At 67.3% G+C, this 7,363-nt stretch carries 9 protein-coding genes, 1 tRNA gene and 1 pseudogene; 4 read left to right on the forward strand and 7 right to left on the reverse strand.

The genetic code is table 11. The annotated features are described in order from the left end of the window. The 6 genes and pseudogenes from ACLQ6X_RS14855 to ACLQ6X_RS14880 all read right to left on the reverse strand — a co-directional run. Window positions 1–214 (reverse strand): annotated as a pseudogene (locus tag ACLQ6X_RS14855) (prenyltransferase); the annotation flags it as partial. Then, window positions 207–560, reverse strand: coding sequence for a lycopene cyclase domain-containing protein (locus tag ACLQ6X_RS14860; protein ID WP_411700935.1), 354 nt, complete (start codon window positions 558–560; stop codon window positions 207–209). The pseudogene ACLQ6X_RS14855 and the gene ACLQ6X_RS14860, both read right to left, overlap by 8 nt. Continuing rightward, window positions 557–904: a lycopene cyclase domain-containing protein gene (locus ACLQ6X_RS14865; RefSeq protein WP_411700936.1), complete on the reverse strand. Its 348-nt coding sequence runs from the start codon at window positions 902–904 to the stop codon at window positions 557–559. The genes ACLQ6X_RS14860 and ACLQ6X_RS14865 overlap by 4 nt, the downstream gene beginning before the upstream one ends. Then, window positions 904–2,445, reverse strand: a complete 1,542-nt coding sequence (gene crtI / locus ACLQ6X_RS14870; RefSeq protein WP_411700937.1) for a phytoene desaturase family protein — start codon at window positions 2,443–2,445, stop codon at window positions 904–906. Before crtI ends, ACLQ6X_RS14865 begins: the two co-directional genes overlap by 1 nt. Then, entirely contained in the window at window positions 2,442–3,308 is an 867-nt protein-coding gene (locus tag ACLQ6X_RS14875; protein WP_411700938.1) for a phytoene/squalene synthase family protein, read from the reverse strand. The genes crtI and ACLQ6X_RS14875 overlap by 4 nt, the downstream gene beginning before the upstream one ends. Beyond that, complete coding sequence (locus ACLQ6X_RS14880; protein ID WP_411700939.1) at window positions 3,305–4,375, reverse strand: polyprenyl synthetase family protein; 1,071 nt, start codon at window positions 4,373–4,375, stop codon at window positions 3,305–3,307. Before ACLQ6X_RS14880 ends, ACLQ6X_RS14875 begins: the two co-directional genes overlap by 4 nt. Window positions 4,376–4,395: 20 nt before the next feature. Between ACLQ6X_RS14880 and idi the strand changes: the two genes are divergently transcribed. Further along, window positions 4,396–4,959 carry an isopentenyl-diphosphate Delta-isomerase gene (gene idi / locus ACLQ6X_RS14885; protein WP_411700940.1) on the forward strand — a complete coding sequence of 188 codons (564 nt, stop codon included), beginning with the start codon at window positions 4,396–4,398 and terminating at the stop codon, window positions 4,957–4,959. Further along, complete coding sequence (gene deoC, locus ACLQ6X_RS14890) at window positions 4,956–5,636, forward strand: deoxyribose-phosphate aldolase (protein WP_411700941.1); 681 nt, start codon at window positions 4,956–4,958, stop codon at window positions 5,634–5,636. The genes idi and deoC overlap by 4 nt, the downstream gene beginning before the upstream one ends. A gap of 270 nt (window positions 5,637–5,906) precedes the next feature. On the opposite strand, the gene dcd is transcribed toward deoC, so the two are convergent. Beyond that, a complete protein-coding gene (dcd, locus tag ACLQ6X_RS14895) occupies window positions 5,907–6,512 on the reverse strand; it encodes a dCTP deaminase (RefSeq protein ID WP_411700942.1) in 606 nt (201 codons plus the stop codon). A gap of 83 nt (window positions 6,513–6,595) precedes the next feature. Here dcd and ACLQ6X_RS14900 point away from each other — a divergent pair. Together ACLQ6X_RS14900 and ACLQ6X_RS14905 are read left to right on the forward strand one after the other, a co-directional pair. After that, a tRNA-Gly gene (locus ACLQ6X_RS14900) sits at window positions 6,596–6,669 on the forward strand. A gap of 87 nt (window positions 6,670–6,756) precedes the next feature. After that, window positions 6,757–7,332: a DoxX family protein gene (locus tag ACLQ6X_RS14905; RefSeq protein WP_411700943.1), complete on the forward strand. Its 576-nt coding sequence runs from the start codon at window positions 6,757–6,759 to the stop codon at window positions 7,330–7,332. Window positions 7,333–7,363: the final 31 nt, after the last annotated feature.

Raw genomic sequence — 7,363 nt, forward strand, 5'->3', positions numbered from 1 at the left:
CCCCGCCCTTGCGCGGGTTGCGCAGGTCGCTCTCGTAGTCGAACACGTCGTTGATCCCGTACATCGCGAGGTTGTACGGGATGAGGAAGTAGATCGTGCCGACGACGAACACGAGGTCGATCTCGCGAACCGTAATGAAGTACGCGGCGGCGAAGGGGAACGCGGTATTGATCCAGCTGAGTGGACGCGACGAGACGAAGAGCGCCTTAAGCATCGCTGCTCCCCGAGCGGTCGGAGCCGGTCGAGCGGTCGGAGCCGGTCGCGCGGTCGGGGCCGCCGAGCAGGTGCCAGAGCGACGGCAGCAGAACCGCTGCCGCGACCGCGTAGGCGAAGTCTTCGAGCGGCGCGATGCCGATGAACGCGCCGCTGATGAGGTCGGGGTTGTAGTCGACGAGGCCGATGCCGATCATCACGTTGTCGAACACAGCCGTGGTCGCCAGCAACACGATGGCGGCGAGGGCGAGCGGGCGCCAGCGCGGGCTACGGCCGGTCATCACCGCGGCGAGCGCGACCAGCGCGACGGCGGCGAGGAAGAACGCGTTGAGTGCCCAATAGCTCATGCGCGCTCCACCCCCCGAGCTCGGGCGGGCTTCGACGAGGTCAGCAATCGTGACGCGGCGCCGTAGAGGTTCATCGTCACGTACACGAGCAGGGTGAGGAAGAACAGCTCCTCGACCGGCAGCTCGGGCGCGACCTGGAGCCCGGTCATAAACGACGTCTCTCCGCGGAAGAAGATGCCGAGGCCGATGCCGAACAGGTCCCAGACGACGAAGAACACCAGGCCGGCGATCGTGACGATCGTCGCGCGGCGCGCGTCCACCCAGAAGTACAGCCGGAAGCGCCGGTCGAGCATCACCATGCCGGTGAGCGCCACGAGCAGCGCGGCCAGGTAGATCAGACCCATCAGACGGTGGCCTCGAGCGGTTCGGGCAGCTGCTCGGTGGAGGTGTCCCCACGCAGGCGCTTGACCAGGATCTCCGCGCTGATGAGGCACATCGGCAGCCCGATGCCGGGGATGGTCGACCCTCCGGCGTAGTACAGTCCGTCGACCTTCTTGCTCTTGTTGCCCTCACGGAAGAACGCGCTCTGCTTGAGGATGTGCGCCGGGCCGAGCGCCGTTCCGCGCCAGGCGTTGAGGTCGGCGGCGAAGTCGCCGGGGCCCACCGCACGCCGAACGGTGATGCGCGAGGCGAAGTCGGGGATGCCCGTCCACGAGCCGATCTGCTCGATGATCACATCGGCGAGCGCCTCGATACGCGCGTCGCCGCCCTTGCCGATGGTCGGGTCGGCGGGGATCGGCACGAGAACGAACACGTTCGAGCTGCCCTCGGGCGCGACATCCGGATCAACACCGCTCGGCTTGCAGACGTAGATCGACGCGGGGTCGGGCACGGCGCTCCGCGTGCCGAAGATGTCTGAGAAGCCCTTCTCCCAGCGGTCGGTGAACAGCAGCGTGTGATGTTCCAACTCGGGCAGCTCGCCGTCCACACCCAGGTACAACAGCAGGGCACTCGGCCCCGGTACGCGCTTGTCCCAGTGGGCGGCAGGGTAGCTCTGGTGCTGCGGTCCGAGCAGGCGCGTCTCGGTGTGGTGCAGGTCGGCGGCCGAGACCACGATGTCTGCGTCGAGCGTCAGGGCCTCTCCGTTCACCGTGTACTCGACACCCGTCGCCACACCGTCGACGACGACGATGCGAGATACGGATGCGCCCGTCGTGATGACGACGCCCTCTGTGCGCGCGAGGTCGACGATGCTCTCGATCACCCTGGTGAATCCGCCCATCGGGTAGAGCACCCCGTCGCTCAGGTCGAGGTGGCTCATCAGGTGGTACAGGCTGGGCGTGATGTACGGCGAGGAACCGAGCAGCACGGCCGGGAAACCGAGGATCTTGCGCAGGCGGTCGTCGCGCACGGTCTTCGCGACCAGCCGCGACAGCGACATCGTCAGCAGGCGGGCGAGCTTGCCGGTGCGCTTCACCACGTCGGCGGTCAGCAATGGGCGCAGGTCGGCGAAGGTCGTGTAGAGAAACTTCTTCTTCGCCATGTCGTAGGTGTCGAGCGCCGAGTCGAGGTAGGCGGCGAGCTTCTTGCCCGCGCCCTTCTCGATCGACTCGAAGATCTCGATGTTCTCGCCGCGGTCGGCGGAGATGTCGATGGGCTCGGCCAGCCCCTCGAAGTACACCCGGTAACCGGGGTCGAGGGTTACCAGTTCGAGCTGTTCGTCCGACGAGCTGCCGAGCAGCTTGTAGAAGTGGTCGAACACCTCGGGCATAAGAAACCACGAAGGCCCGGTGTCGAAGCGGAAGCCCTCGCTCGACCAGGATCCGGCCCGGCCGCCGAGGTCGTCCTTCTGCTCGAGCAGGGTCACGCTGTGTCCGTCGCGGGCGAGTAGGGCCGCCGAGGCGAGGCCGCTGATGCCTCCGCCGATCACGACGACGCGGCTCATGCCTTCGCCCTCGCGCCGAGCACAACGCCGGTGGCGATGCGCAGCTTCACGGGGTTGGGAACTCGGATGCGCGTGGTGCGCAGACGCTCGGCCGGCGTGGCGCGCAGCCGCACCGAGAGCTCGGCGAAGAGCCCCTGGGCGAGAGCAACGGCCTTGCGGCTGGAGGCGGGCAGCTCGGGGATGATCGCGGCGGAGACCCGAAGGTCGTTGTCGATGTCGTCGAGGAGGCGGATTTTGTCTTCTTCCGTGAATGAGTCGACGCTGACGCCGGGGAAATAGCTGCGACCCAGCGTCTCAAAGTCGGCTGCGAGATCGCGCAGAAAGTTGACCTTCTGGAAGGCGGCGCCGAGGGCGCGGGCGCCGCGCACGAAGCGCTCGTTCTGCTCGTCGGTCGGCGACTCGCCCACGAGGAACGCGCGCAGGCACATGAGCCCGACGACCTCGGCCGAGCCGTAGACGTAGCGGTCGAAGCTCTCCGCGTCGTGCTCGGTGGCCGTGAGGTCGGTGCGCATCGACTCGAAGAAGGGCGCGGTGTACTCGGTGCCGAAGCCGGTCTCGCGTGCGGTGAGGGCGAACGCGTGCACCACGAGGTTGGAGCTGAAGCCCTCCGCGACCGCTGAATCGGTCTCCCGTTCCAGCTCGTTCAGCTGCCGGGCCGCGCCGACGCTGTCGAGGCCCGACTCGACGGCCGCCCCGTCGACGATCTCGTCGGCGACCCGCACCAGCGCGTAGATGTTCTCCACGTGCTGCCGCACCCCCGCACCGAGCAGTCGCGCGGCGAGGCCGAACGACGTGGAGTAGCGGCGGATGACGACACTCGCGGTCTCCTCGGCGACGCGGTCGTACAGGCCGCGGCGGCTCACTTGACCCGTCCGAGCACGGCATCCACGACGGGGTGCAGCTCGATGCGCAGCGCGGGCGGGATGTGCGGTTCGGCGAGCCGCGCGAGGGCGCGGTTCGCGTAGTAGCGGGCGAGCCCCTCGGCGAACGAGCGGGCCCCGCAGTCGATGAGCACCTGGCGCACCGCCTCGGCTTCGTCGTGGGTGAGATCGTGCTTTCCGATCAGCGGGGCGATCGATTCCCATTCCGCCGTGCTCGTGGCGTAGGAGATCATGACCGTGCGCTTGCCTTCGCGCAGGTCGCCCATCGTGGTCTTGCCGGTTTCGGCCTCCTTGCCGAACACCCCGAGCAGGTCGTCGACGAGCTGGTAGGCGATGCCGATCTCGCGACCGAAGTCGCCGAGGGTCTGGATGACCTCTTCGGATGCCCCGGCGAGGATCGCTCCGGCCTGCAGCGGGCACTCGAACGAGTAGACGGCGGTCTTGAGACGCTCCATTGTGAGGATGTCGTCGACGCGCGGAACCTCCGCCGTGATCGAGAAGTCGATGTCGATCAGTTCGCCCGCCGCCGAGGCGAACAGCGCGTCATCCATCACCTCGAGAAGTCGAGAACGCACGACGTCCGAGACGCCGCTGCGGTCGATCAACCGGTAGGAGTTGAACAGTGCCAGGTCGCCGGCGATCACGGCCGCCGAGATGCCGCTGTGCTCGGCCACCTTCTCGCTGCTGCCCGCCTTGCGCGCGGCGTCGCGGTAGCTGCCGGAGATGTTGGCCACGCCGCGGCGCACGAAGTCGTGGTCGATCACGTCGTCGTGAACGATGAGCGCGGTGTGCAGCAGTTCGAACGCCGCTCCGACGTAGGCGGCGGCCTCGAGGTCGGTTCCGCCGAGCGACTGGTAGGCGCCCATCACCATGCGCGGGCGGAATCGCTTGCCGCCGACGGTGTTGCTCTCGAGCGTTTCCCACAGCTGCACATACTGCGGGCCGAAGGCGGCGGCGCGGTTCTTGGCTAGGCTGAAGAAGCGTTCGAGCACGACGTCGACCTGTGCCTGCCTCGCCATCGAGACGGAAACTAGGTCGGGACCATTCATTTGAGCAGAATACCGCGACCATGAGCCAGACCGAACAGGTAGTCCTTCTATCTGACGACGGATCCCCCGTCGGCACCGCCGACAAGTTCGCCGTTCACACACACGACACCCCCCTGCACCTCGCGTTCTCCTGCCATGTCATGAACGAAGCCGGTGAGGTGCTGGTTACCCGCCGGGCGCTGAGCAAGCTGACCTGGCCAGGCGTCTGGACGAACTCTTTCTGCGGACACCCCGCGCCGGGCGAGTCGATGGAAGACGCGATCGCGCGACGCGCCGAGCGCGAACTGGGAATCACCATCTCGCGACTGGAAGTCGTTCTGCCCGACTTCCGCTATCGCGCCGTCGACGCATCCGGGATCGTCGAGAACGAGGTGTGCCCGGTTTATCGGGCGTACACGACGGATGCCGTGGCTCCCGCCGCCGACGAAGTGTCCGAATTCGAATGGGTCGAGCCGCAATCACTGCGCAACGCCGCGGCGGCCGCGCCTTTCGCGTTCAGCCCGTGGCTCGTCTGGCAGCTCGACGAGCTCTCCGCCCAGCCCGCACCGACTGACTTGCCCACAACCCTCGAGGACACCCAATGACATCCATCGCCAGCATCATCGACCACACGCTGCTCAAGCCCGAGGCCACCGCGGCCGACGTCGACGCCCTCATCGCCGAGGCCGTCGAACTCGGCACCTTCTCGGTGTGCGTCTCCCCCTCGATGCTGCCGCTGACCGTGCCAGCCACCCTCAAGGTGGCCGTCGTGTGCGGATTCCCCTCGGGCAAGCACACCACCGCCGTGAAGACTGCCGAGGCCGAGCAGTCGATCGCCCTCGGCGCCGACGAGATCGACATGGTGATCGACATCGGAGCCGCCAAGGCCGGCCGCTTCGACCTGGTCGAGGCCGACATCGCCTCGGTTCGCTCGGTCATCCCCGCGCCGCGCATCCTCAAGGTCATCATCGAGTCGGCCGCGCTCACCGACGACGAGATCGTCGCCGTGTGCCGGGCCGCCGTCTCCGCGGGCGCCGACTTCGTCAAGACGTCGACCGGCTTCCACCCGACGGGCGGCGCCACGGTCGAGGCCGTCGCGCTCATGTCCGCGACCGTCGCCGGGCGCGCGGGCGTCAAGGCGAGCGGCGGAATCCGCTCGTTCGAGACCGCGCAGGCGATGATCGCCGCCGGCGCCACCCGCCTGGGCGTCTCCGGTTCGCGGCAGGTGCTGGCCGAGGAGGCCGGCGCGGCAGCAGCCACCCCGGTCGACGGCGCCTACTAGCGGGTTACAGGAACCCTTTCTCGCAACTCAGGCAGAACGTCGAGCGGGCGGGCCGGATGCCTATGGTCGCGCCGGCGGAATCGGCGAGCGGCCGAAGTAGCCTGAGTTGCGAAACACGGGCCAGCGGCCGACGCTGGCCGCGGCATCCGCAACCCGCTTCTCCTGCCAAATGAAGGAGAACCAGGGGTCGGGTCACACGTTAGGTGCGATCGGCGCCCCTCTCAACCAAAATCTCCTTCATTTGGCAGCAGCAGGCACGGCGCGCGCCGGCTAGTTGCCCGGGCGACCCGCCTCTGTGTCGGAGACGTCGGTGTGCACGAAGTTCTGGAACGAGCGGCTGGCCGTCGGGCCGCGCTGGCCCTGGTAGCGCGAACCGTAGATGCCCGATCCGTACGGGTTCTCGGCCGGGCTCGTCAGTCGCATGAAACAGAGCTGGCCGATCTTCATGCCGGGCCAGAGCTTGATCGGCAGCGTCGCGACGTTCGACAGCTCGAGGGTCACGTGGCCGCTGAAGCCGGGGTCGACGAAGCCCGCCGTCGAGTGCGTGAGCAGCCCGAGGCGGCCGAGCGAGCTCTTGCCCTCGAGGCGCGCGGCGATGTCGTCGGGCAGGGTCACCAGCTCGTAGGTCGATCCGAGCACGAATTCGCCGGGGTGCAGGATGAACGGCTGGTCGGCCTCCACCTCCACGAGGTGGGTGAGGTCGGGCTGGTCTTCGGCCGGGTCGATGAACGCGTACTTGTGGTTGTCGAACAGCCGGAAGAACCGGTCGAGACGCACGTCGACGCTCGATGGCTGCACCATCCCGAGCTCGAGCGGGTCGAGGCCGATGCGTCCGTCGGCGAGTTCGGCCTTGATGTCCCTGTCAGAAAGCAGCATGGCTGACATTCTATTGAGACGGATGCCACGGCCAACGCCACCACCTACACTTGCTCTCGAGCCGTTCCGCGCGAGCGGCCCACGCGGATGTAGTTCAATGGCAGAACTTCAGCTTCCCAAGCTGATAGCGCGGGTTCGATTCCCGTCATCCGCTCCACTTGGGACCTTCGGCACTAACGACCGCCTCAACGAGCCGTCACTGTTGCCGTATGGCCACCGTGGCCCGCAACGAAAGAGGGTCACCATGTCAACCACCATCCGCAGCAGCAGTCCGACCGCTCACGCGCACACGCTCGCAACCGAGGAATCCCTCGTCACCCCCGCGGCGGGACGCCGGAGCCTCGCCGTTCTCCGCCTCGCGACCGGCTTCATCTTTCTCTGGGCGTTCATCGACAAGACGTTCGGTCTCGGATTCTCGACGCCGGCCGAACGCGCGTGGATCAACGGGGGAACACCCGCGCAGGGCTTCCTGAACAGTGAGTCCGTGACCGGGCCGCTGCAGCCGTTCTTCACGGCCATCGCGACACCGGCTGTCGACGTGCTGTTTATGCTCGGGATGCTTGCCGTCGGGCTCGCGGTCATGCTCGGCGTCGGCCTGAGGATCAGTGCCGTCGCCGGCTCGCTGATCATGGTATTCATGTACCTCGCGGAGTGGCCCTTTGCGGCGAACCTCGCCTCGACCAACCCGCTCGTCGATTACCACATCATCTACGCCCTCGTCTTGATCACGCTCGCCTTCTTGTCCGCCGGCGACACCTGGGGACTGGGCCGCACGTGGAAGTCGATCGATTTCGTGCGCGCCAACAGCTGGCTCGTCTGACCTAGACCGCGTCGCTGACACAACGTCGACG

This window comes from Conyzicola sp., assembly GCF_046714715.1.
In the GTDB taxonomy this organism is placed as follows: Bacteria; Actinomycetota; Actinomycetes; order Actinomycetales; family Microbacteriaceae; genus Conyzicola.